Origin of the sequence: Fontivita pretiosa, from assembly GCF_050410795.1 — a bacterium.
In the GTDB taxonomy this organism is placed as follows: domain Bacteria; phylum Planctomycetota; class Phycisphaerae; order Tepidisphaerales; family Tepidisphaeraceae; genus Fontivita; species Fontivita pretiosa.
In genome coordinates this window covers 5,454,776-5,479,035 of the sequence record NZ_CP191258.1, presented here as the reverse complement: position 1 = coordinate 5,479,035, position 24,260 = coordinate 5,454,776, and the positions used below count along the sequence as shown (strand labels likewise).

At 64.2% G+C, this 24,260-nt stretch carries 20 protein-coding genes; 6 read left to right on the top strand and 14 right to left on the bottom strand.

The window, feature by feature from the left end; genetic code table 11:
- Positions 1-52 precede the first annotated feature (52 nt).
- Positions 53-598 (top strand): hypothetical protein, encoded by a 546-nt coding sequence (locus tag ACQS5P_RS22185; protein WP_428938802.1) that lies wholly within the window; start codon positions 53-55, stop codon positions 596-598.
- On the top strand, positions 567-2,114 hold the full coding sequence (locus ACQS5P_RS22180) for a glycosyltransferase 87 family protein (protein WP_428938801.1): 1,548 nt from the start codon (positions 567-569) through the stop codon (positions 2,112-2,114). Before ACQS5P_RS22185 ends, ACQS5P_RS22180 begins: the two co-directional genes overlap by 32 nt.
- A 40-nt stretch (positions 2,115-2,154) precedes the next feature.
- On the opposite strand, the gene ACQS5P_RS22175 is transcribed toward ACQS5P_RS22180, so the two are convergent.
- The 7 genes from ACQS5P_RS22175 to ACQS5P_RS22145 all read right to left on the bottom strand — a co-directional run bounded on the left by ACQS5P_RS22175 (position 2,155) and on the right by ACQS5P_RS22145 (position 12,299).
- The gene (locus ACQS5P_RS22175) at positions 2,155-4,008 is read right to left on the bottom strand and encodes a CvpA family protein (RefSeq protein ID WP_428938800.1); all 1,854 of its coding nucleotides are present in this window, start codon (positions 4,006-4,008) and stop codon (positions 2,155-2,157) included.
- An 83-nt stretch (positions 4,009-4,091) separates the two neighbouring features.
- Positions 4,092-5,828 carry an ATPase, T2SS/T4P/T4SS family gene (locus ACQS5P_RS22170; protein ID WP_428938799.1) on the bottom strand — a complete coding sequence of 579 codons (1,737 nt, stop codon included), beginning with the start codon at positions 5,826-5,828 and terminating at the stop codon, positions 4,092-4,094.
- A 106-nt stretch (positions 5,829-5,934) separates the two neighbouring features.
- On the bottom strand, positions 5,935-6,402 hold the full coding sequence (locus ACQS5P_RS22165; protein WP_428938798.1) for a hypothetical protein: 468 nt from the start codon (positions 6,400-6,402) through the stop codon (positions 5,935-5,937).
- 67 nt (positions 6,403-6,469) lie between these two features.
- Positions 6,470-7,861: a tRNA modification GTPase gene (locus tag ACQS5P_RS22160; protein ID WP_428938797.1), complete on the bottom strand. Its 1,392-nt coding sequence runs from the start codon at positions 7,859-7,861 to the stop codon at positions 6,470-6,472.
- Positions 7,858-9,963: a YidC/Oxa1 family insertase periplasmic-domain containing protein gene (locus ACQS5P_RS22155; RefSeq protein WP_428938796.1), complete on the bottom strand. Its 2,106-nt coding sequence runs from the start codon at positions 9,961-9,963 to the stop codon at positions 7,858-7,860. The genes ACQS5P_RS22160 and ACQS5P_RS22155 overlap by 4 nt, the downstream gene beginning before the upstream one ends.
- A 90-nt stretch (positions 9,964-10,053) precedes the next feature.
- A complete protein-coding gene (locus ACQS5P_RS22150; protein ID WP_428938795.1) occupies positions 10,054-10,839 on the bottom strand; it encodes a metallophosphoesterase family protein in 786 nt (261 codons plus the stop codon).
- Between the two features lie 173 nt (positions 10,840-11,012).
- Positions 11,013-12,299 carry a M20 family metallopeptidase gene (locus ACQS5P_RS22145; protein WP_428938794.1) on the bottom strand — a complete coding sequence of 429 codons (1,287 nt, stop codon included), beginning with the start codon at positions 12,297-12,299 and terminating at the stop codon, positions 11,013-11,015.
- A gap of 203 nt (positions 12,300-12,502) precedes the next feature.
- Between ACQS5P_RS22145 and rpsU the strand changes: the two genes are divergently transcribed.
- Both rpsU and ACQS5P_RS22135 read left to right on the top strand, forming a co-directional pair.
- On the top strand, positions 12,503-12,700 hold the full coding sequence (gene rpsU / locus ACQS5P_RS22140; RefSeq protein WP_428938793.1) for a 30S ribosomal protein S21: 198 nt from the start codon (positions 12,503-12,505) through the stop codon (positions 12,698-12,700).
- 82 nt (positions 12,701-12,782) lie between these two features.
- Positions 12,783-13,673, top strand: a complete 891-nt coding sequence (locus ACQS5P_RS22135; RefSeq protein WP_428938792.1) for an ABC transporter ATP-binding protein — start codon at positions 12,783-12,785, stop codon at positions 13,671-13,673.
- A gap of 19 nt (positions 13,674-13,692) precedes the next feature.
- Here ACQS5P_RS22135 and ACQS5P_RS22130 read toward each other — a convergent pair whose 3' ends face one another.
- The 4 genes from ACQS5P_RS22130 to ACQS5P_RS22115 form a co-directional block, all read right to left on the bottom strand.
- A complete protein-coding gene (locus ACQS5P_RS22130; RefSeq protein ID WP_428938791.1) occupies positions 13,693-14,457 on the bottom strand; it encodes a hypothetical protein in 765 nt (254 codons plus the stop codon).
- Between the two features lie 71 nt (positions 14,458-14,528).
- Positions 14,529-15,260: a prepilin-type N-terminal cleavage/methylation domain-containing protein gene (locus ACQS5P_RS22125; protein WP_428938790.1), complete on the bottom strand. Its 732-nt coding sequence runs from the start codon at positions 15,258-15,260 to the stop codon at positions 14,529-14,531.
- Between the two features lie 115 nt (positions 15,261-15,375).
- On the bottom strand, positions 15,376-15,777 hold the full coding sequence (locus ACQS5P_RS22120) for a DUF2946 family protein (protein WP_428938789.1): 402 nt from the start codon (positions 15,775-15,777) through the stop codon (positions 15,376-15,378).
- A 139-nt stretch (positions 15,778-15,916) separates the two neighbouring features.
- Complete coding sequence (locus ACQS5P_RS22115; RefSeq protein ID WP_428938788.1) at positions 15,917-16,705, bottom strand: LolA family protein; 789 nt, start codon at positions 16,703-16,705, stop codon at positions 15,917-15,919.
- Positions 16,706-16,867: 162 nt separating this feature from the next.
- Here ACQS5P_RS22115 and ACQS5P_RS22110 point away from each other — a divergent pair, with 162 nt between their 5' ends.
- Entirely contained in the window at positions 16,868-18,007 is a 1,140-nt protein-coding gene (locus tag ACQS5P_RS22110) for a mechanosensitive ion channel family protein (RefSeq protein WP_428938787.1), read from the top strand.
- A 6-nt stretch (positions 18,008-18,013) separates the two neighbouring features.
- Here ACQS5P_RS22110 and ACQS5P_RS22105 read toward each other — a convergent pair whose 3' ends face one another.
- The 3 genes from ACQS5P_RS22105 to rpsB form a co-directional block, all read right to left on the bottom strand.
- Positions 18,014-21,364, bottom strand: coding sequence for a beta strand repeat-containing protein (locus ACQS5P_RS22105; protein WP_428938786.1), 3,351 nt, complete (start codon positions 21,362-21,364; stop codon positions 18,014-18,016).
- A 292-nt stretch (positions 21,365-21,656) separates the two neighbouring features.
- The gene (locus ACQS5P_RS22100; protein WP_428938785.1) at positions 21,657-22,136 is read right to left on the bottom strand and encodes a response regulator; all 480 of its coding nucleotides are present in this window, start codon (positions 22,134-22,136) and stop codon (positions 21,657-21,659) included.
- Positions 22,137-22,322: 186 nt separating this feature from the next.
- Entirely contained in the window at positions 22,323-23,210 is an 888-nt protein-coding gene (gene rpsB, locus ACQS5P_RS22095; RefSeq protein ID WP_428938784.1) for a 30S ribosomal protein S2, read from the bottom strand.
- 469 nt (positions 23,211-23,679) lie between these two features.
- Here rpsB and rplU point away from each other — a divergent pair, with 469 nt between their 5' ends.
- Complete coding sequence (rplU, locus tag ACQS5P_RS22090) at positions 23,680-23,991, top strand: 50S ribosomal protein L21 (RefSeq protein WP_428938783.1); 312 nt, start codon at positions 23,680-23,682, stop codon at positions 23,989-23,991.
- The last annotated feature ends 269 nt before the right edge of the window (positions 23,992-24,260 follow it).

Genomic DNA, 24,260 nt, shown 5'->3' with positions numbered 1-24,260 from the left:
TGCCCGGCGTGCTATACTTGATGAGAAGGAACCTCAACCAAGGACGCATCTCATGCGCGCGATTTTCGGACTGGTCGGCATCCTGGTGGTCGTTGCTGTGATCGTCTGGTTTCTGGGCAAGGGCGGCGGGCTGGACCACACCCAGCAGGTGCTTCAGAGCGGCGAGTCGGCACGGCGACAGGTCAATCAGTTCAGCGGCAATGACCCCCAGACCGGCGCACGCGCCAGCGAATCAGCCGATCTGGAAATGCTCACCACCGCCGGAAAACCCAGCGGAATCCTGGTGACGGCGGTCGTGTCGGGTGGGGCTTACGAAACATACTTCGGCCTCAAGCGCAACGACACCATCGTCGCCGTCGAGTACAACGGCCTGCGCACCGATGTGAAGAACATGTCCGCCTCGGATGAAGAGGCCAGAAACCAGGTTCTGGAAGCGTATCAGAAGCGCGGGCGGGTTTTTGTGGTCCGCAATGAGCAGGAGATCGCGCTGCCGCAGGCGCCGGCGGCGCAGGGGCGGACCGGCAGCGGCGGCAGGTCCGGCAACTCGCCACTCCAGGACCAGCTCGATGCCATCCAGAACATCCCCGGCGGGCGGTAACTGCGAAGCCGCCACGCACACCCCGCTGCCAGCCTCCGCCCCTGCATCCGGACGCTGCGCGCATATCCGGTTCGCCGCATGGATTCTGCTGGCGCTGGCGATTCCAGCCGGCACGCTCGCCTGGCTCTGGTGTCTGCGCGGGCAGCGGATCCTTCACAACGACTCGATCCTCATCGGTGGCTGGATCGTTCTCTCGACATTGATCCTGTGCGTGGCGATGCTCCTGAAGACCACTCCACGCAACGCAATCAGGCTCGGCGCCGGATCGAGTCTGATCGTCGTGCTCGGCGTGACGATCCTTCTGCACGCGGCGGCGCTGGTGCTGCTGCGGCCGGCGTTGTCCGAGGACCTGGCTCGATATCGACTGGATGGGCGGATGTGGCTGGCAAAACGCAGCCCCTATGCGACCACCCCGAGACAATTCGCCGCGACTCATCCCACTGATGCCATCGACGCCGCCGTCACGCATCCCGAGCTGAACACGATCTACCTTCCCACTTCGCAGGCTCTGTTTGTGGTGGCGGCGGGGATCGAGCAGTGGATCGGGATCGACCCGGGTCCTGACAGGCGTCAGACATGGCGGGAAATGCTCGACGGCCCCGTGCCGCCATACCGCGGCATCGTGTTCCGCGCCGCCGCAGCCATTGCAGCGGTCGTATCAACGCTGCTGTTGATCGCGATCCTCAACGCCGCCGGCCAGAGTATATGGTGCAGCGTGCTGTTCGCCTGGCATCCGCTGGTCATCCTTGAGTGCGCCGGTTCAGGGCATCAGGACATCGTGGGTGTGATGTTGCTGCTGCTGGTTGTGCGCAGCATCCACAGGGCCAGCTTCACCGCCGCGAGCCTGTGGTTGGGGCTGGCGACGGGAATCAAGCCGTTTGCGGTGCTGCTGCTGCCCTTTGTCTTGCGCGACGCGTATCGGGATGGCCGGCTGAGGCAGCTTGCGATCTGCTGCGTCGCATTTGTCGTCTGTGTGCTGATGCTGTTTGCACCGCTCATGCTGATTGACGGCGGCTATGTCGGCTGGTCGCGCTCGGCCCGGCTTTTCAGCCGCGCCTGGGAAGCCAACGGATCAATTTACGAGCTGATCAAGTATCTGTTTGGCGAAGGCGATGACGGAATGAACATGGAGCGGGCCAAGCAGGGCGCGCGGCTACTGGCGGGGATGGTCACGCTTCTCGTGACGGCAACATTGTGGATCAGGCGCAGCGATGTGGCCCGGGCTGGGTATTGGGTTCTGCTGACGTCGCTGCTGTTTGCGCCGGTGGTCTATCCGTGGTATTTGATCTGGATGCTGGGGTTTGTGCCGCTGCTTGCAGGCGCCGGCGGGGTTGGCGGGCTGGTCTTCGCCGCCACCGTTTCGATCAGCTATGTGTTGTGGCACCTGCCGCAATGGGTGATGCCTGCCCGGCTGCTGCTGGTCGAGTATCCGCCAGTATACGCGGCGTTGCTGGCTGAAGTTGCGGGCGGGTCGTTTGTCTTTCGATCACGGCGAAAAAGACTCCCGACCCCTTAAAAAAGGGGTCGGGAGTCTTTTCCCGCGTGTCCTCCGCGGGCTACTGCACCGTCTGGTTTAGCGACCTGATCCGCTTGCCGGCGAAACGCAACTCCTTCAGTGTCGTGTTTTCCGGTACGACAAACGCGATCCACACGTCCACCGGCCGGGCCTCGGGAAACTGCTCGACGCTGGTCACGTCGGCCTCGGCGTTGTAGCGCGCGACCATGCGGTCCTGTGGACCCTGCTTGAGCCTGGCCCAGGCACCGCGAGGCTTGTAGGTCGCGCCGTTAGCGTCGATCAGCTCGAACTGGCCGAGCTTGTCCGCCCACTCCCAGGGATCCTTTGCCCGGCTGGGCGGGGCGCCTGCGATCTGCACGACCTTCGTTCCTGGCGGCGACCACAGCTCGCTGATCACATAATCCCCGCGACTGAGCAGCGCGATCGTCTGCGTTGGATTCACCTCCAGCTTATGGAACCTGTTGTCCCGGATCGATGCGCTTCCGGATGCGAACGTCACCTGCGCATCTCCGTCACGCGCTGCGGTATTGACTTCGGTGAACAGACGATTGCTGATCTCCAGTCGCTCCATGACGAACGGCTGATCGGCGGTGCCTGCCGCCGCGGCCGCGGTCCCGGCGGCGCCGGGTTGCACCGTCGGCTTGGGCAGCGACTCCTTGCGCATCACGCCCGTCTGCGGCGCCGGCGGAACCTCATGCCGGACTTCCTGGCCCGACAGATCGATGTACCCCATGCGCTTGGCTTCCAGGAACACGTCCGGCCCGATCTGCATCTGCTGGGGCTGCTGCTGGGCGGCGGCCTGCGCGCCGCGCCTTGGCGCCGGCGCAGCCGTCGCCAGCCCGAGATCTTCACGCGGCACGATGAACACGAAATCGACCACGCCGTCACTTGGAACAATCAGAAAATCATCCAGCCGCTGCACGCGAACCACCGGCCCCTCGCGAAGATCCAGCGTGCCCATCGGATAGTAATTGGTGGCATTGGCAACCAGCCGCACCGAGCCGGGGCTGATCCGCACGTTGTTGTCGCTGTCAGAGGCGTTGCGCGAGAGTTGAAGGCGAACCACCAGCATCGCCTCGGTGCTGGCCGGCTTGAGCACGCCGCCGACCTTCCCCCGCCCGGGAATCGCTTCCATCTCCCCGTCCGCCTGCGGTGCGCTGTCCAGCATGTATACGCCCTGGAGTGTGACCTGCTGATCTCCGGGCAGGTTGTAGGCCACGTGCTTGGCGCCGGTCTGGATGCCCAGCCGTTGTCCGAACAGTTCATCGAGCAGGGCCGGGTGCACCTTTGAGAAGCTCTGTCGTCCGGCCAGTGCGCCGCCGTCGCTGAGGTGTCGTGTGGTTGCGACGACGATGTCATCGACGGGAAGAATCAGCGAGCTGCGGTCATTGGGGTCGAACTGTCCGAGCTTGTCGGATTTCAGCACGTCGTAGACGTAGGTATCCAGGGCCTGTCGCTGCGTGGGCAGGCGCACTTCCCTGGAATCGACCAGGGCATAGCGGGCATAACCGCCGATCTCGGGGCCAAACGGCAGCATCTGCGCCGCAATGAGCAGGATGCCCACCGCGAATACTCCCGCCACGGCTCCCATCACCGCCGAGCCGATCTTGTCCAGCAGCACGGGCAGTCGGACGTTGCCGGGAATCGCCGAATCGAAGATCACGCGCAGGATGGTGTAACACGCGGCGAAGAGGGCCACGAGCATGAGGGCATGCGCCTGATCGGCAACTTTGCCGCGAAGCACGGCCCAGACCAAGACTTCGTGATACGACAGCGCCAGCACCGCCGACACGATCGCCAGGATCGCCGACAGCGTCGCGCTGAACAGCCCCTGCACATAGTGGAAGTAGGCGATCGCGCCTACGAGCAGGATAGCGACAAGACCGATGAGCATGATTGGAAGTTCCTCATTGGGTTGGATGCGTGCTGAGCCGGCCTGTAAGCTGTGGCGGAGGAATCCGGCGCGTTGGTCGGCACTCAGGCCCCCCGGGTGGAGGGCGAGCGCCTGCTGCTGCCGCCGCCCGGGGCGCCGAGGGCGGATGGTGTCGCCACCGACGCCGCCGAGCCTGACTCGCCGGCGCGAAGCACTCTGGCCACTTCCTGAAGGCTGGTCTCTCCCGCCACCGCCCGCGCCAGCGCGTTTTCCTGAAGGTACTTCTGTCGCTGTTTCTTGAACAGCATTTTAAGCTGATTGACCGACCCGCCCGCCATCACCACCTGCTTGACCTCATCATCGATCACGAACAGCTCATACACGCCGGTGCGACCCTTGAATCGCAGATCCAGACAGAACTCGCAGACGATCTCGTGGCCGCGCTGATCCCGCAGTGGCTGGGTTCGCGCCGTGTACAGCTTGCCCACCTTCTCCGGCGGCATGTTCAGCCGACGCAGCGTATCCGGATCGGGCGTGTAGTCCATCTTGCAGGCATTGCACAGCTTGCGCAGCAGTCGCCCGGCCACCACCAGCTTCAGATTCTTCATCGCCAGCCGATCGTCTCCGACCAGGTTTCGCCATGCCTGAAGGGCATCGAACGTGCTCGCGGCGCGAATGCCGATGTAAGCGCGATGTCCGTTGCCGGCGAAGCGGATCAGGTCGGCGGCGCTGCGGGGATCCTCGACTCGATCCACCAGCAGCACGTCCGGCTCCTGACTGGTGACCCAGTTGACGAGCTTGGCCTCCTCGGCAGGCGGCGCGTTGGGCGACAGCGCGTTCTGCGTGATTCCCTCCAGGTCCGCCGATGGCTCACGCTCGATCGTCTGGATGTGCGAAAGGAACGCATCATGCCGCCGCAGCACCGCGTAGTTCAGCGTCGTCAGGCCATGCCCCTTCGGCGCCGCCAGCAGCACGATCCCGTCTCCCTCAGCCACCGTCTCCTCCAGGATGGCCAGTTGCTCGTCAGTGAATCCGAGCTGATCGAGTCGCAGCTCATGTCGCTTGCGGGGATTGACCTCGATGGTGACGGATTCACCGGCGGTGCTGCCGGCGGTCGTGACCTGAAGCTCATGTTTGTGGGCGTCGAGCTGGGCACGGATCGTACCAGTCTGGGGCTTTCGTCGATCGTTGAGGTCGAGCCCGGCCAGTTGCTTGAACAGCACGACAGCGGCGGCGGCGTCTTCGCGGGGGATCGACCGCCCGTCGATCGCCACACCATCGACCCAGTAGCGCACGCTGGCGGCCTGACCTTCGGCGGGGCGCATCTCGATGCGGTCGGCGCCGCGGCGAAGCGGCTCGGTGAGCAGGTCCTGCGCCGCCACGTACGCCGCACGCTCGGGCGCATCCGACTCCGGCGGGGGAAAGGGCCTGCCGCCGCGGTCGATCAGCAGCACCTCGCCCTCTTCGGCCTTGACCGTCTTTTCCCGCGACGTGAAGCTGCGGATCCAGTCCTGGAACTGCTTGCTCAGGTCGCTCAAGCCAACGGTCTGATTTCGCAGCACCAGATAAGTGACGATTTCCGCGAGCATCACCAGCCCGAGTACCGCCAGCGCCACCCAGAAGCCGGGCAGGAACAGGAAAAGCACGAACGCCAGCACTAATCCGCCCAGAAACGCCGTGTTCAGCACGACCCGGGGCAGATGAGCGGCTTCGGCGTCCTTGTCGGCCCAGGTCAGCAGACGCGCCCACAACATGACCACGGCCAGCACGATCAGCACTTTCCAGATGCTGATGTACCAGCCATATTCCACCGCCGACAGCAGAAGCAAATTGGCCTGCATACGTCTCCTTGGCAGCCACAAGCGTCCCCCGGGAGAAACCATCCAGATCCGGCTTGCGGCAGAGATTTTATTGTAGTGGCATACCCGATCGGTTGCCAAACTTGTCTTATGGTTCCAACGGCGTGCCGCCGGACGGCTGCGTCCCGGCGGGGGTGGTTGGTGTCGGTGGCGGGGCCGAGGCGGCGGAAGGCGCCGCCGCTGCCGCACGCTCGGCGGACGGCTGGTCGGACCGCGGCTGAGCCGTCAGCGGGATCACCAGCTCCTTTTCACCGCCGCGACGGATCACCTCGATCGCCTCTCGCATCTCTCCGGCGAGCTGACGCCAACCGATCCCTCCCGCCGACAGAAACAGCAGCAAAATCGCCGCCACCTGCAAAAACGCCACCGCCACATACGCAAAGACCCGGAACCCGGCCAAACTCGTCGGGCTGAGCATCATCCCCAGCGCGTCCAGCAGAATGATCAGGCAGACGGCTGCGAAGGCTGCGTAATACTGCGGACGGTTCTTGACCAGGTGGGGGAACACAACACACACGAACAGAAAGCCAACCAGTGCTGTGGTGACGCCGTGCATACCTGAACCTTATCACAAACAGTTACGAGTCACTAGCCACTGATCGCGGCGGACTGTACCGGTGTGCTCACTTGCCGATGCAGAAGCTGGAGAAGATCCTGGCCAGCAGTTCATCTGGACCGACCGTGCCGAGAATGCTGCCCAGCGCATCCAAAGCCTCGCGAAGCTCAAGCGCCAGCAACTCGGGGCTTCGGTCAAACACCCGTGGCAGTGCCCGGGCCAGCGCCTCACGGGCCTGCTGCACAGCCTGCACATGCCGCGCGTTCAGCGCCAGCGCGTCGCCGCCGCAGGGCTGCCCAAACGCCAGCAGATCCAGTCGGCGGCGAAGCTCCTCCAGATTCCACTCGCGCAGCGCGCTGATGCCCAGTTCGTCAGCGCCGAGCCGGGCATCCGGGCTCAAATCCAGCTTCGTTGCTACACGAAGATCGGGCTGTCTCGTCAGCGGCGGCGGGGGGCGATCATCGGTGCAGTCGCGCACCAGCACCAGCAGGTCGGCCTGCTCGATCGACTGGCCGGCTCGCGCCTGCATCTGCCGGGTGATCGGGTCGACCGCTTCGGCGTGGTCAATCCCGGCCACGTCGATGATGCGGACCATGCCGCGAGGCAGGCGCACCTGCGCCCAGATGGCGTCGCGCGTGGTTCCGGCCAGCGGCGAGACGATCGCCCGCTGGCAGCCGGCCAGCGCATTCAGCAGCGTGCTCTTGCCGGCGTTGGGGCGTCCGATCAGCACGACGTGTGGCTCGTGCGCCAGCCGCTCGAACCGCACGCTGTCGCGCAGAAGGCCGTGCAGCGTCTCATCAGCCCGCCCAATACGATCTCGCAGTTCCTGCCCGGAAAGAAACGTGACATCCTCTTCGGAAAAGTCGATGCCGACCTCGACCAGAGCAAGGGTCTCGGCGATCAAATCCATGACCGGGCGCAGTCGCCGCGCCAGCTCGCCTGCCAGGAGCTGCCGCGCCGCCGCCAGTTCCCGTTCGCTTTGCGCCGCGATGGCGGCGGCGACACCCTCGGCCTCCGAGAGATCGATGCGACCGTTGAAGTATGCGCGGGCGGTGAACTCACCGGGCTGAGCCTGGCGGGCGCCCAGCCGCATCAACTCCTCCAGCAGCATCCTCGCCAGCAGCGGATTGCCGGGGATGTGAAACTCGATCACGTCGTCGCCAGTAGCGCTGCGTGGGCCGGCAAAGCAGTAAACCCATGCCGGCACGGTGATGCCCGCGAAGCTGATCCGTGTGCGCCGCGCCGAGCCACCGGCAAATTCGACATCGTCGCATTTGAGGGCGTCGTGGATCTGCCGCACTCCCGGGCCACTGGCGCGCACGATCATCCGTGCCGCCGGACCGACGGCGCTGCTGATGGCCGCGATGGTGTCGGATGCGAACATCGCTGCGGCGGAGAAGGTCGCGATCGCGATGTCGGGCTGTGCAGCGGCTACGGCGCCGCCGAGGCTCGAGATCATTTTCGCCGTTCAGCCTGGCGGCGAACCTGCTCGGCGCGTTCCTGGAGGTCGGCCAGCCATTTCATCAGCCCGCTTTTGGGCTTGGCGTGGGGCGTCGCCCGCAGCGCCGGCGGCGTGCCGCCCTTGTGTTTCCTGCCCGCATCGACGATGACCCGCCCGGCCTTTTCCGCCTCCTCCTGCTGCCTGATGTGGTCGCGGATGATCTTGCTTTCGATGATGCCGATCACCGTGCTGGTCAGGATGTACAGGTTCAACCCGCTGGGGCCGCTGTAGAGCATGATCGGGAACAGCAGCGTCATCCACTGCATCATCTTCTGCTGCTGTTCCTGCTCTTTGGTCATGGTTGGCGGTTTGGGCTGGAACTTCATCTGGAGCCAGAAGACGATCCCCAGCAAAAACGGCAGGATGTTCAGCCCCGAAACGTGTATCAGCCCCAGGATCGTGAACGGCCGGGAAAACTCGATCAGGTGATCGGGCTTGGACAGGTCATGGATCCAGGTGAAGTGGATGCCGAAGAACTCCAGGAACGGCGCCTGGCGCAGCTCGAAAGTGGTTTGAAGCGCCTGCCACAGCGCGATCCAGATGGGCATCTGGAGGAACATCGGCAGACAGCCAAGCATCGGCGCCACGCCCTGCTCCTTGTAGAGCTGCATCATGGCCTTGTTCAGCTCTTCCTTGTTGTCGCCATACTTTTTCTTGAGGCGTTCGATCTCCGGCGCCATCTTGCTCATGCGGGCCATGGAGATCTGCGACCGCTTGGTGATCGGATGCAGGATGGCGCGGACGAGCACTACCAGCGCGATGATCGCCAGACCCCAGTCCTTGAACAGGATCCAGTGGAACGCATTGAGCAGCCAGACCAGCACGTTGATCAGCCACTGGAAGGTGCAGATGGCGCAGATTCCGGAGGTGAGAACCAGAGTCCTGTCATATTGCAGAGGAAACGCGGAGTAGTAGTCGCTGTTGAGCAGCTTGCGTTGCCGCGGGCCGAAAAACGCCCGCATGGGCACGGAGACGGTCTGCCCCGGGGCGATCGACAGGTCCGCGGTGGTGAAGGTCATCACGATCTGATGCTGCTTGGGATCGCCCTGCGGATTCAGAACGGCGGCGGTGATGTTCTGGACGTAATTGGGCAGCTCATGAGGCGGCTGTCCAGAAAGCGGCAGCGGGCGAAGCAAGGCGTTGAAGTAGATGCTGGCGCTGCCGGCCCACACGACCGGGTTGCCATCCTTGTCTTTGGTGTAGTCGCGGGTGGGCTTGTCCTGGGTGAAGGACTCGATCATGTCATGCGCCACCTGGACGTACCCGCGATCGGCAAAGCCCGCCAGCGTATGGCGGTCGGCGCCATACTGCTGCTCCTGAGGCGGCAGGGTCGGGCCATTCAGCACCGCGCGAACACTGATCGGCCTGGCCGTCAGGTTCTCCAGCTCGTGGGTGATCTCGATCTCATATCCCTGGCTGGAATCGGAAGGCGGCAGCAGCCGGTAGGTCTTTCGTACGGTCGCCAGCGGCCCGGAATCGTCGCCCAGCGTCAGTGCGTATGTCGCGAGACTCTGCTCGGCGCGGAGCAGCGACCATTCGGCGACGCTCAGGTCGATCGTCTGGCCGTTGACGCCGAGCATCTGCGTCGCCAGCGGACGCGAGACCGATTCGGCTCCGGCGTAGGGGGTCTGAAAGGTGTAGCGATCGTCGGCGCGTGCGGTCTGCTTGAACTGGTTGAGCACAACGGCGTTGATGGCGGCGCCCTGTGGCACCAGCGTCACGCCCATGCGGTAATCAGGGTCAAGTGGCCTGACCGAGCCCAGAGCCGCGGTGCCGGCCGGTTGTGTGGAGGGAATGATCCGCAGGCCGCTGGGTGGCGGTTGCGGCGCGGTGGCGGCGATCGCGGGCGATGCGCCCGTCGCCGGTGCGGTCGTGGCCAGTTGTGGGCCGGTCGTGGCGGCAGGCTGCGTCGTCGCGGCAACCTCCGGCTGCTGCTGCGGCACCGGACGGGGGGACATGTCCCAGCCCATCTTCGTGCCGATGAAGTAAAACAGCGGCTGCCACAGGATCACCAGGGCCACCGCCAGCAGCATCCCGATGATCAAACGTCGATTCTGCATTCCGTAGTCCTGCTGCCAATCGCCGCTACGCCCCGCACGTGGCGTTCGGCATTCCGTTTCCGGCATCTCACTTGTTGTCGTTCAGGCGGCCTATCGCCCATCAAGCAGTCTCGTGCCCAGGAAATTGTCCAGCTCCGGGATCGCCTCGACCTTCCTGACCGTCGTGTCCACATCGTACGGCAGGCGCACGAACTCGATATACGGCCCGGCTGCACTCCCGCCGGCGCCCTCCTGCCCGCCCTCGTGAAGGATCACGAAACTGCTGCGGGGGTCGCGGTCGCGCGGCTGACCGACGCTGCCCACGTTCACAATCGCCTTCTCGTCGGTGATCTCGAAGCGATAGTCAAGCTCTTCAGGGCTATAAAAGTCTGGCCCTTCTAGAAACACGCCCGGTACGTGCGTGTGCCCCACGAAACAGAGCTTGTCAAACCTCTCGAAGAGGCTGACGAACTTGGTGGGGTTGGTGTAAATGTCGTCGGGGAAGATGTACTCATTGATCGGCCGCCGGGGCGATGCGTGCACCGCCAGAAAGTCGTTGGTCTTCACGCGTGCCGGCAGATTGCCCAGGAATTTCCAGCGATTGGCGCGGCGAGTAAGGTCCGGGTCGTTCTCGAACTGTGCCCGCGTCCAGAAACACGCCTGCTCCGCGCCGCTGTTGAAGTTGAATGGCTCGTAAAACACCGCAAAATCGTGGTTCCCCATCAGCGCGATCTGGCAGTGTTCGATGACCAGATCCAGGCACTCCATGGGGTTAGGCCCATAGCCGACCACATCACCCAGGCAGACCACCTGGGTGATCCCCCGCCGCTTGATCTCGTCGAGCACGACGCTGAAGGCTTCGAGGTTTCCGTGAATGTCACTGATGATGGCGATCATCCAAATCCCGCGCTGCACGCGGGTTGAGAATCGTACGGATACAGCCGCAGAGCGTCAATTCGACCGCCGTCCGGACGCCCGCCGGATCGGTGTGACTCGGTAACCTCGGGAGTGAGCCTGATCAGGCTCTGCTGAATGGATGCGCCCGTGCACGATCAATGCGTGCTTCGCGATCAGCTCACGCCGCACCAGTCGGCAACCAGATGCAGCAGCGTGCGCAGCATCGGAGCCAGGTCGGCGATCTCGTAGTGTTCGTCATACCCATGATCGCCGCCGCCACGCCCCGGGCCGTAGAACAGCATCTGCGGACTGTCCAGCAGGCGCATGTCGCCCCAGCCGCCGATCAGCCGCGGGCGAAGGTCAGTCCCGAAGCTGCGCTGGTGCGCCGCGGCCAGCGCGCGATAGAAGGGCGAATCCACCGGCGTGAGCATCGCTGGCACGTCGATGGGCCCCCACTCAATGCGCGGGGGGTGCTGCGCAAACCAGGGTAGCGCCTGTGCCTCGCCACGAATGCATGACTCGATCGCATCGCGATAGCAGGGGATGGTCATCGGCGGAATGACATTGCCCCATACCTGTAGATTGCATTCCTCCGGAACGTTGCTGATCCATCCGGCGCTTTGAATCCCGACGATTGCGATCGTCGGCCGCGGCCACGAGACAGACCCCACATCTTCGCCTGTCTGCCTTGCAAGATCCTCCTCCAGGCGACGCAGCCCGGCGATCAGCCGCCCGGCCAATTCGATCGGGTTGGCATCGTGTACGTATCGAACGTTTTGCGCCGAACCGAACGGCCCGGGTATACGGATCGTGAAGCTGACGCAACCGGGGTGGCCGATGATGCAGTCCTGCGGCTGGCTGTTGCCATCGACCAGCAGGTGGGCATCGGGGCGAAGCTGCGGATGCCGTTGGCGCAATGCCCGCATCCCGCCGCCGGAATACTCCTCTTCGGTTGTCAGCAGCAGATACAGATCCGCCTGCGGCGTCAGCTTCAGTTCCTGAAGGGCACGGGCCACCAGGCACACCAGCGCGGCGCCGGCGACATCGTCATGAGCGCCGCGGGCGTAGACCCGCCCGGCCTCCACACTGGCGCCCCACGGATCGTGCTTCCAGCGGTTGAGCTGGCCGGTGGGAACCGTGTCCAGATGCGCTTCGAGCAAAAGACTGCGCCCAGCCGCCACGCCGTCGGCGCATCCCGCCCGCCGCCCCAGCACGTTGATCGGCTTGCCGTCCGGAGCGGGCTCCGCGGTCCCGTCACCTTCAAAGATGTCCACGTCACAGCCCGCGGCGCGCAGCAGGTCGGCGGCGAAGCGCACCGCCCGGTGTTCCTGCATTCGCGGCTTGGGAATCGAGAGCATCTGAAGCAGCAGCTCCAGGTTCCGCTGCTCGGTGGCGGCCACGTACGCCGCGATTCTTGCATACAGTGTGTCGCGGGTCGGGTTGGACTGTGTTGCGGGCATGTTTCGGGTCATTTGATCTGGCCGGGGCCGGTCCGTTATACCCGAAAACCCGCGGGAAACACCGCTGCGGCGCAGGCCAGCCGGCCCAACTTGAACAATCGGCCCCCGCGCATACACTAATTGTTGGTTGGCGTGCATTGGACCAACCGGTGTTTCGCCACGGGGCGCGGGGCACGGCAGGGGGTTGTGAATCGAGGAGTTGCATGATCAAAGTCAAGAGTCGCGGGAACGAAACGGCCGAGCAGATGCTGCGGCGATTTAAGAAGATGTGCGAGAAGGAAGGCTTGACCAAGGACATCAAGCGGATCGCTTACTACGAGAAGCCTTCCGAGAAACGTCGCCGGCGGCAACGCAAGGGCCCTCGTCCCGTGCCCGGTGGGCGCGGCGCCCCGCGACGTTGACGCAGCAGTGGCCAGTTGCCAGCAGCGACGCTGAGCGGTCACGACGGCAACTGACCACGGGTCACTGTCCGCTGTTTTCCACATGACTGTCACAACCGATTCAGCCGTCCATACCGAGCATCTCACGAAGATCTACAAGGACTTCTGGGGCCGCGATAAGGTCCGCGCGCTGGATGACCTGAACCTGACGATCCATCGCGGCGAGGTTTTCGGGCTGCTGGGGCCTAATGGATCGGGCAAGTCCACCACGATCAAGCTGCTGCTGGGGCTGATTTTCCCCACGCGCGGCAATGCGTTCGTGCTCGGACATCCCGCAGGCTCCACCGCGATCAATGAGCGCATCGGCTTTTTGCCCGAAGAGTCGTACCTCTACAGGTTCCTCAACGGCGAGGAGACGCTGAAGTTCTACGGCCGGCTGTTCAGGATTCCCTCCAAGGACCTCAAGCGTCGCGTGCCCGAGCTGCTGGACATCGTCGGACTCGATGAGAAGGCGCGCAAGCGAAAGCTCCGCGAATACTCCAAGGGCATGGCCCGGCGCATCGGCCTGGCCCAGGCGCTGATCAACAACCCGGACCTGATCATGCTCGACGAGCCAACCACAGGTCTGGATCCGATCGGCACGCGCGAGATGAAGGACCTGATCCTGGACCTGAAAAAGCAGGGCAAGACAGTGCTGCTCTGCTCGCACCTGCTGGCCGACGTGCAGGACGTGTGCGACCGGATCACGATCCTGTTCCGCGGGCGGATGATGGAGCTGGGCTACGTCCGCGATCTGCTCCAGGTGAAGGACGTCACGCAGATCAGCGCCCGCGGGCTGAACGACGGGCAGCTTGCCGAGGTTCAGCAGTTTTTGGCGCGTCTGGGCGCCAAGGATGCGCAGGTCTCCCACCCGACGACGACACTGGAGGACCTGTTCGTCAGGGTCGTCCGCGAAAACACCGCCGGCAACGGAAGCTACACGAGCAGCACCTGAGTTTCGCGATAGCCCCGGTTCAGCGGTTCCGCTCGCGTTTTCTCCCACGGCACATAAGCCACGTCAGCGGCAGGAGCAGCATCCCGACCGTCGCTGGCTCGGGAACGAGCACGTTCTGCACCCACTCGATCGCGGCGGCGTGAGCCGTCTCGCTCAGGCCATGGTTGAAGACGATGTAGATCGGTTCCGAGCTGACGATGCCGTTGTCCGGGTCGATCTGAAGCTCGATGCTGAACAGGTACGCGCCCGCGGCGGCCTCGACGCCGTCGCCGGCGCCCCAGCTTCCCGACCCGGCGGGGACGCTGTTGCCATCGGGGCCGTTCAAGAAGGAGTTGAGGTGACGGTGCACCGTCCCGCCGGCACCGACCGTCTGGATCGCAAAGCCGCTTTGAAACGTGCTGGAGCCCGTGATCGTCCGCGTGGCCGTGCCGAAGTTCAATTCCAGCGTCTGGCCGCCGCTCACGCTCGCGAACGACACCGCGCCGACGCCGCTCCAGTATTGAAGCGGGCCGAGGATATCGAACCGGAGCTGGCTTCCAACAGGCAGCCCCGATCCCGCGGGAGAGTTGAAGCCCGGATCCTGCGCGAAGAAGGGGTCGTCGGGATTCTCCGCAAAGTCGTATCCGAACACGCGCAGGTGCGGTTCGGTGCTTCCCAGCGCATCGTCGAAGCCGTCGGTGACGATCCGGCCATCCTCGACGCGCGGGCGGATGTCGTAGTGCGCCATGGCCATCGGCGCGGGAACAAGAACTGCCAGCGAAACGATCAGGAATCGGCTGAGCATGATGTTGGCCTCCTGCTGTTCTGGAACTTGACTGCGAAGGACACGAAACGGTGCGAAGTTCTACCGACGATTTACTGCGCCACCGCCGGGTCGAAGCGGTTGCGGGCGAAATCTCGGAACACATCGCTCAGCGGCAGCGTTTCGGCGTGGCCGTCGAGGAAGCCGTAGTTGGCCAGCGACTTCCATGATCGGCGCGTGGTGCTGGGTCCATGCGCGTTGATCTGGATCTGGGTCGAGGCGATGGCCGGCACGTTCAAGCCGGTCCAGCTTTCGACGTGTGGGTGATCGGCGACGGCAAATTCCCCTTCGTGGGCCAATTCGAGGAAGTGCACGGTCGCCGCGGGCCGGCGAATCTGGCTGATCTTCACGTAAGGTCCACCCCAGGGGATCAGCTCGCGATCCAGAAAGTTGTTGATGCCGTAGCTGGAGCGTCGCAGCGCCCCGCCGGGAGTCAGCGGCCGTTGCCAGAGCGTGCTGTTGTCGGCCGGGCAGCGGACCAGCAGCCTGCTCTGGTAATAGCGCTGGAGAGTATTGAACCAGCCCGCCTGCTCGTTGAGCGCGTGCCCGCCGTGCCCAAAGCCCGCCTGAATCAGATACCCGCGGTTCTCGCCGATGTACATCCAGTGGGCGAGCTGCATGTTGCGAAGGTTGGAGAGGCACTTGGCGGCGGCAGCGGAACGGCGCGCCCTGGCCAGAGTCGGCAGCAGGATGCTGATCAGAATCACGATGATGCCGATGACCACGAGCAATTCGACAAGCGTGAACGCATCGGCGCGTGCACGCGGGCGCAGGTGCCTGGGCATGACTTCAACTCCTCAGGTGGTGAGCCGACTGCCGCGATGAAGCCGGCGGCGGAATGTCCGCGCGGAGCGGCAGCGCACACGTCGGAAGCGGAGCAGGCGCGGACGGGGATGTGATTCAGGGGGCGGGCGGGGCGCGGGGATTTCTGCCTGAGGGAGTCGGCGCGATGTACACGAGCCGCCGCGTGGGATCGATGCGTGGAATGGATACGGGCGGGACGACGGCAGCGGCCGCGATCGCCGGCAGGCTGCCCGCCCGCACCGTGCACAGGAGCTGACAGGTCGGACACTGCGATTCGTCATGAGCGTGCGGGGAGCCTGATGAAACGGCGGGGCGGTCAACCAATTCGCCGACGCGGGCGGTCCGGATGGAGATGGGGTGATCTGCCGCGTCGGTGTGGACGCCCAGGCGATGCAGCATCATCGCCGCCGGCCAGCCGAGCTGGAGCAACACGGCCAGCAGACACAGCCCGCGCGCAATCGCCGCGCAGCCGCAGGCGATGCGAACCTGGCCGGGCATCCGTGTCATCCGGCCACAGCATACCGCAAGATGCAATTCACTTGCAAGTGCAAATTAATGTCACAGGCACGTGCACTTCCCCGGCTCTGCCCGCCGGTCGCCGGCTCTGTCTTCTGCACGGATCCCGCTGCTGCCGCCGTTACTCGTTGTACGCTTCCTCGATCGTGCTCCAGTCCTGGCCGATCGGTGGCAGGGCAAAGTCGGCGTCGGTAATCGGCGGGTTGATCTGCACGTTGGTCAATTCGGTGGCGCGGATGGTCGATTCGTTGCGGTCCAGCGTCTCGATCCGCCGGGGCATGTGGTTGTGAAGATCGACCCACACGTCGATCGTCTTGAATCGCCGATCCAGCCGCGTGCCGGGTTTGGGCGTGAGCTGCACGTGCAATGTGTCCGGCGGATCTTCGGGCTTCGGTGCGACCTTCTTCACTTCGAACTGCTCGTGGACATCCTGCCTGTCCTGTCCGATCGGAAGCGGGAACGGACCCTCGCCCAGCTTCAGCAGGTTCATCTTTTCACCGGGCCGCAGCACGTGCCGGGTAACCTGTGTTCTGGTGCGATAGGTTCGGTCGATCAGGTCCGGCCCGCTGAGCAGATACTCGATCCTGTCCTCGATGACGCGGTTGTTGGCCTGCTTCGTGTCGAACATGACGCGAATGCGTGCCTGGCCCTGCGGAAGGTTCTGGAACCAGACCTTGCCTCTGCGGATGGTGGCGTCGCCGGTGGCCGGGTCGGTTTCGCTGAGCGAAACGTCGGCCGTGAAGGCATTGAGACTTTCTCCGCGCGCGTCCAGGGCATCCAGAATCTCATCCAGCGAAGATTCACGCGACAGCCCGGCGGCCTGGCCGGCGGCTTCCCGCGGCGGGGCGGTCCAGACAGTGGTGCAATTGAATGCCAGCAGGGCACAACAGGCGGTAATCAGGATTCGCATGATCCGGTCCTTCAGGTAACGCGGTTCCACTGAAACACGCCGTAATCTTAGCTCAGGCTGGCTTTCATCGCGCGGGCTACTGCGGTATCAACGACGGTTTGCCGATGATCTTCCGGGCAGACCTGACGGTCAGACCCGTTTTCAGCCATCACGAGGTGTACGATGCTGCGCCGAATTTGCGCGATCGGATTGGTGCTTACGGTCATCCTCGCTGCGGTTCCTGCTCTGGCTCAGGAGCCGCCGCAACAAGCCCGGCTTGAGGGCGTGTCAGTCTCGACGGCGACGACTCAGCCATCCACTCAGCCGGTGATCGTTGTGACCACGACGCAGGCTCCGCCCGAATCGCTTTATCAGCAGCTTCTGAACACCCAGCTCGGCGAGATCATGCAGGGCAAACGGGCCCTGACCTGGAGCGACATCCGCCAGCCAGCCTTCTGGTTCGACACGATCAAGAATCTTGTGGTGACGATTCTGGCGTTCATCCCGCGATTCATCGGGACGATGGTCTTCCTGTTCGTCTTCTGGCTGCTCTACCGCGCCATCCGCAAGATGGCGCTGAGCAGCATGAAGAAGGGGGAGGTGGACTCCTCCATCCGCGACCTGCTTGGCGCGATGATCAAGTGGGCGGTGATGGGCTTTGGCATCGTCATCGCATGCAACCAGCTTGGCATCCCGATCGTGGCGATGCTGACTGGCGTGTCGATCATCGGCCTGGCGGTCGGCTTCGCGGCGCAGGAGACGCTGGCCAACTTCATCGCCGGGATCGTGATCTTCCTGGACAAGCCGTTCAAGGTCGGCGACTGGATCGAGGTGGATGGCACGTTCGGGCAGGTCAAGCGCGTCACGTTCCGCTCGACGCGCATCCTCACGCTCGACGGCGAGTATCACGTCGTGCCCAACACCCAGATGCTCAGCACCAAGTTCTCCAACCACAGCACCAACCCGATCAACCGCGTGAACATCCCGATTGGCATCAGCTACCGCTCGTCGATCGACAAGGCGCGAGAGGTGCTGCTGGGGCTGACCCGCAACGACGACCGGCTGGTGCAGAACCCGCCGCCGGAAGTTGTGGTCAGCTCGCTTGGTCCCAGCAGCGTGGACCTTCTGCTGCGGTTCTGGATCGCGGATGAATCGATCGAGCGGAGAATCGGCTATGAGTACATCGAGCGCGCGAAAAAGGCTCTGGATGCGGCGGGGATCGAGATTCCCTTTCCGCATCTTCAGCTCTTCATCGAGCAGACGCCGGCCCTGGCAGCACTGGCGCGCAACGGCAACGCCGCACCGGCGCAGGCCGTGAACTGACGCGCCTCACGAGCACGCCCGTATCCGTTCACGCCGGCCGCGGCGCACCAGAACGCCAACGATCCCCAGCGCGCCTGCGTGGCACATCCCCGGTTCAGGGATCACTCCCGCTTGCAGCGCCGCCAGCGCCCTCAGGTATGCCCCGCCGAAGATCCTGGCGTGCTTGGCGATGGTCGCGCCCGCCGGCACGCCGCTCTGGTTCACGTAGGCGTGGTCGATCAGGGCATAGTCCGTCGCATCGATCGCCCCGGAGTAGTCGAAGTCGCCATTGATCCAGCCAGGCAGGTTGTTGACGTAACCGTTGTCGATGAGGCTGTAATCGGTGGCGTCGATCGCGCCGCTCAGGTCCGCGTCGCCATAATACGTGAACTTGACCAGCGCGGCGGTGGAATCGACGCTTTGGCCGCTGAAAGTCGCGGGGAAATCGCCGAACAGATCTGCCGATGTGGCCAGCCCCAGTGCGTGCGTCGTCGCATCCGCCAGCGAACTGGTGATTCCCTCGCCATTCCAGGCGCCACCGGCATGTGCAGATGCGATCTGGGCCCTGATCGTTGCCAGCGGCGAGTCACCCGTGTAATCGACAATCAGATCGTTGTTGGTCACGTCGAGCCGGGCGATCGGATTCGCTCCGCCGGCGATCGACAGTGCGGCGACCTTGCTCACGCCCGCGTCGGTTCCGTTCGGGCGGATGCGGATCGTGCCGGTGTCGATGCTGATCGTGCCGACGGTACGCAGGTGGCCCACCTCCAGCGTCCCGGCGCCAAGCTTGATCAACGGGCCGTTGTTCAGATCCAATTCACCCCCAATGCGCAGACTGTCTGCATCGACGCCGATGCGCAGCGGGTTGAGCGTGCGCACCACGTCGCCGGACCAGATGTTGTTGCCGGCAATGCTGCGCAATCCGATCGATCCGGACGATGCGATCTCCAGGCGATGCGCCGGAATCGCGATGCCGCCGGTCAGTTCCAGCGCTCCCAGCGTGCCGACCGACGTAAGCAGGGGCATCGTGCCGCCGGCCCCGCCCAGACCAAAGCTTGACGCAACCGTCAGCGTGCCGTTCTGGTTGATCGAGGTCGCGTACTGGGAGTTGTAGCCACTGAGCGTAAGGTGTCCGCCGCTGTGCAGCAGCATTCCGTCGGAGATCGGCCCGCTGATCGTTGCCTCCGCACCGCTCACGCGCACGGCGGTCGGCCCGCCGTTGAGCTTGACCGGCCCGGCCAGCGTCGTCGAGAAGCTTCCGCTGAACACCAGGGCGCCGATGACGAACGGGTTGGTCAGAGTGCGCGCCCCGCCCACCGCAGTGAGCGTTGCCGCGGGGAAGAAGCCGCTGTCGGACATCGATGAGCACACGACGGTTCCGGTCCCCAGCGCCCTGTCGCTGCCCACGAAAACAATGCCCGTGTTCCAGATCCCACCGGTGAAGGTGTTGGTTCCGGTGAACGTGGCCGATCCCGTCCGGATCGCGCCTGGGCCGAAGATCGTGCCGGTGAACGTCGTCCCGTCGGCGCCGAGGACGCCTTCCAGCAGCACGTTGCCGCTGACGGCCGTGCTGCTGCCTGAGATGCTCGGGTGACGCGGCGTGAACGGATCGAGATCGCTGCGAACGATCAGATCGCGGGCGAAGATGGATGTGGCCGTGCTTGCGGTGTACAGGCTCGTGTTGTACAGGACCGCCGACTCGTTCAGGACGATGGGGCTGCTGTCGCTGCCGAATGGCCCGGGCGTGTTGGGCAGGACGCTACCCCCGAACCAGATCGAGCCACCGTTGAGCGTTGTGCTTCCGCTGTAGGTGTTGACGCCGCAGAGCACGACATGGGAAGGGGAGCTGGATGCGCGCTGGGATACCGTCAGGCCGTTTCTGCCGGAGAGGGTACCGCTCAGCGTCAGCGTGCCATCGTGGACATGAATCAACCCCTCGGCCGAGCCAAAGTCGATCGGAGTGGCGATCGTGTTGGATCTACCGTTGTTGAGAATCACGCCGCTGGTGATCGTGATCGTCGAGGAACCCAGGAGGCTGATTGTAGAGGCGGCAAGCGTCAGGGCGTTGACAGTTGCGGGCGCCGTCAGCGTGAAGGTCGCAGACTTGAGCGCGACGTTGGCGGTGGTGATGCTGCCGGCGGGGATGCTCCAAAGATATTCGCTGGACCCGAGCGCCCGCAAACCACCGGCGTCGTACGTGACCAACCCGGCGGAGCTGGAACTCGGTCCGGCGAACGCCCAGGGGACGATGCTGACCTCGGGCGATCCCGCTGGCCCGCCGCCACCGACCAGCGCCGGCGGAGTGTCCAGCGTTATGGGCAACAATGAGAAAACCGCAACCGATCGGTTCTGCCGAACCAGTGCTGAGGCGGCCAGGGTAGCGGCCGAAGAGCCAGTCAGGTAATTGACGCCGCGCCCGAGCGTGATCGCACCAACGCGCTCGGTCAGCGTTTGGCTGCCCCGAAGCTCCAGGGCGCCGCCGTTGAGCACGATGTTCGCCGAATCGCCGATGCGGTCTGATTTGGCAGTGAAGCGGTTGTCCAGCGACAGCATGCCCCCAAGCTCGAACGCGGGCACGGAGCGAAGGGCCGCGTTTTCCCGAAGGTAGATCGCCGCTGCGCCACTGGCGGCGCGAAACGTTCCTCTGAACGGGCTGTCGGCCGACAGGTACAGCGATCCGTTGCCCAGAAACGAAAAGGGACCGGCGCCACTGAGCACGCCAGCAAAACGCAAGTCGGTGAAGCTGCGGGCTTGAAACAAACCCCCGCCGGAAGGACTGACCATCACATTGCGCGTGATGAGGTTGCTGGATCCGACATGGGTGAGTGCTCCGCCATCAAGCACGACGCTGCCGCTGGCGGCGCCCAGGGCGGCATCGCTGGCGGCGAGAATCCCCGCTTTGACGCAGGTGCCTCCGGTGTAGGTATTCGCGCCATCGAGCACCAGCAGGCCCGGCCCGGTCTTGGTCAGACCGACCGATCCGTCGATCGACGCGCTGATGGTTGAACCTGCACCGCTTGCCGGGAACGCAAAGGCGGTGTCAATAACACCCGCGCCCGTGAGGGTGATTCTGGCGCCGCTGAGCGAAGGGCGTATGGACGTGCCCCGCGCCGCCTGGAAGTTCAATTGCGCCAGCGTCGCATGGGTATCCAGACGAATGAGCACACTGCCCACGCCGATCGTTGCGACGCCGCCGCTGTCGGGATAGGCGGGGTTGCTGGACCAGTTGGCGCCGACGCTCCAACTGCCGCCGGAGAGACTTATCCACGATCCGCTAACCTGAGCATAGCCGAGGTTCGCGGCGCTCAGCCCGATCGCCGCCGCCACGATCGCGCCGGGGGCGCGACCCGTTCGAGAGCATCGAGAGATGCGTTTCATGACTGCCTCCAGGGTGAAACCGGATGAGGGATGGATGATGACGCACGATATCACCGTTGAGTTGAGGCACCGCCCCAGATAGGCCCCCTGGGGTGACCGGCAGATCGCGCCCGGCATCGCCCGACGGCCAAAGCCGATAGGGGCATTGTACCAAGTGTCCAGTGGTGTGAGCCTGGAATCTGGCTGCCCGAGAGCGGACGGGGGTCAGCGCGCGTCACCGGCAGGGGCAAAGCGGGCGGCCATCGGCGTGGCGATCCGCGCCGCCGGAAATGGGCGAAGGGCATCCCGCGGCCTATGGACAGGGCGGATGCGGGTCGCGGTCGTTGACGGAGCGATCCTGTGGCGATGGCTGGGCGTCGGGCCACGGCTGCGAGCGTTCCGGGACGCCGCCGACGCGCTGATACCAGTCCCCAATGGTTTCAATGACTCGGGCCACGTCGGTCGCGCCGCTGCCGCCCTTCAGCAGCCACGCCGCCGCCCCGAGCGTCATCGCCTCGTCTCTCTTGGCCAGATCAAAGCCGGCGCTGTGGAAGACGACGGTGGTGTTGGCGATCCGGGGATCGGCGCGGATCTGACGTAGAACCTCGATGCCGCTCATCTCGGGCATCATCTCATCGAGCACAACCAGGAGCGGCTGCTCGGGCGGGTGAGCGCGAATCTTGGCCAGTGCTTCCTGGCCGCTGGAGGCCCATTGACACGGATAGCCGGTGATGCGCAGGATCCTGCACATGGCCTCGGCGCCGTCGGGGAAGTCATCCACAACCAGTATCACACGCGATGCTCCGCAAGATGATGCAATGATCATGGCGGAACTGTTACAAATTCGTCAACGGGGAATTTTGGGGAATCCTTCAGGCGGCCACCAGGACGGTTGGGGCGGTCTGATCGCAGGCGCGCACCGTGACGAGCCAGGCTTTGAAGTCTGGCGATTCGCGGGCGGTGCAGGCGGGAGTGCGACTCAGACGGATTGAGCTACGTAAGACTCGGCAGGCGCCGGCTCGACCGGTGGCTGCTCGGGCGGCGCGGGGGTGGTGGCGGCGACGGGCTGTTGCGGCTGGGGCTGCTGTGGCTCGGGCTGTTCTTCGGCACGGAACTGGCTGCGGACACTGCGACGACGCGGCTGCTGCGCCTGGTCCTCCGCGCCTTTCTCCGGGCGGGTCTGCTTGCCTTCGATCACGGCGTCGGCCAGCTCATGAACGATCAGTTCGATGGCCCGCATGGCGTCGTCGTTGCCGGGGATGGGAAGGTCGATCAGGTCGGGATCGCCGTCGGTGTCGATCAGGGCGATCGTCGTGACGCCCAGCTTTTTGGCCTCCTTGACGGCGATATGCTCGCGGCGCGGATCCACAACGAACATAACGCCGGGAATGCGCTCCATGCGACGGATGCCCTCGAGGTTGGCCTTGATCTTGTCGCGCTCGCGGCTGAGGGTGGCCTTCATCTTCTTGGAGTAGGTTTCGATCTGCCCGGTCTCCCAGAGTTTTTCCAGCTCTTCCAGGCGATTCAGTCGTGCGCGGATGGTGCGGAAGTTGGTCAGGGTTCCGCCCAGCCAACGCTGCGAGACATAGTGCATGCCGCAGCGCTTGGCCTCTTCTTCGATCGCGTGTCGCGCCTGTCGCTTGGTGCCGACGAACAGCACATCTTTGCCCGAGGCAACGAACTGGGTAATCAGCCGCTTGGCGCGCAGCAACCCCTTGATCGTTTCCCGGACATCGATGATGTGAATCATGTTGCGTTTGCCGTGGATGTACGGGGCCATTTTCGGGTTCCAACGGCTGACGCGGTGCCCGAAGTGCACCCCGGCCTCGACAAGCGCTTTGACCAATTCTGCTTGGGACTGAGCCATTCGAGAAAACTCCAGATTTTTCAGCGGCGCAACAAGACGGCCGTCAGCCCGGGCCACAGCGCGCCGCCAAGTTGCGTCGCTGCCGCCATGGGGCTTGTGTTGTAGCAAAAGAACCAAAGAACCATCAGACCCGCGGGGCGAAACCGGAATCGCGGCAAGTGCTCCAACGGCACGTTCAGCACCTGTCACGCCGCCAGCGACGCGGGCGGCCCTTGGCGAGCCGAGTCGTTAACTGTACTGTATTTGCGGACTTGATTCAAGCCAACCGCCAGAAAACTTGCGATCGACCGGACAATTACCTGCGGCATGGCGCGAGGTTGTACTCCGCGCAGTGTGCCCCAATGAGCCAGCTCCGGGGGAAGTCGACGACGCTTGACATTGCCGGTCTGGTTGTCACAATGCCTCGCCCGCACGGCGCCAGGCAAGCTGCCGGCAGCGCTGCGGCGGATTCAACGGAGCCGGGCAAACCATGTACGCGATCATCGAAGACAGTGGTACACAGTTCAAAGTAACCAGCGGCGATCGGATTCGCATCGATCGGCATGTCGGGGCCGACCAGAAAACGATCACCTTCGATCGTGTGCTGCTGGTGGCGGGGGAAGGCTCGCCGCGTATCGGTACGCCTACCGTCGGGGGCGCGACGGTGACGGCCGAAGTGCTCGGCGAAGTCAAAGGCCCGAAGATCGACATACAGAAATACAAGAGGCGCAAGGGGTATCACCGCAAGATCGGGCATCGCCAGCGATACACCGAGGTGCGGATCACCCAAATCAATGTCTGATCAGCCAGTCCGTCGTCGCGGCGGGCGGGGGTGTTTTCACGGCGAGTGTGGAAATTGCCATGGAGGGTATTGACACGACGTTGGGACGTGGCTAGGCTATGCCAGTCTGGATTGACGCGGATTATCGAACAATCTCGGTAGCGGGTAGTCTAAGAGCGTGATCTCCCAGACGGGGAGAGAACGATCTTGGACCCTTTTGTTTGCGCTGAGGGTAGGATTTTCATAACCCGTTATCGGGGAAGAGAGTTAAGTGAAATTCCGGCGTCGGC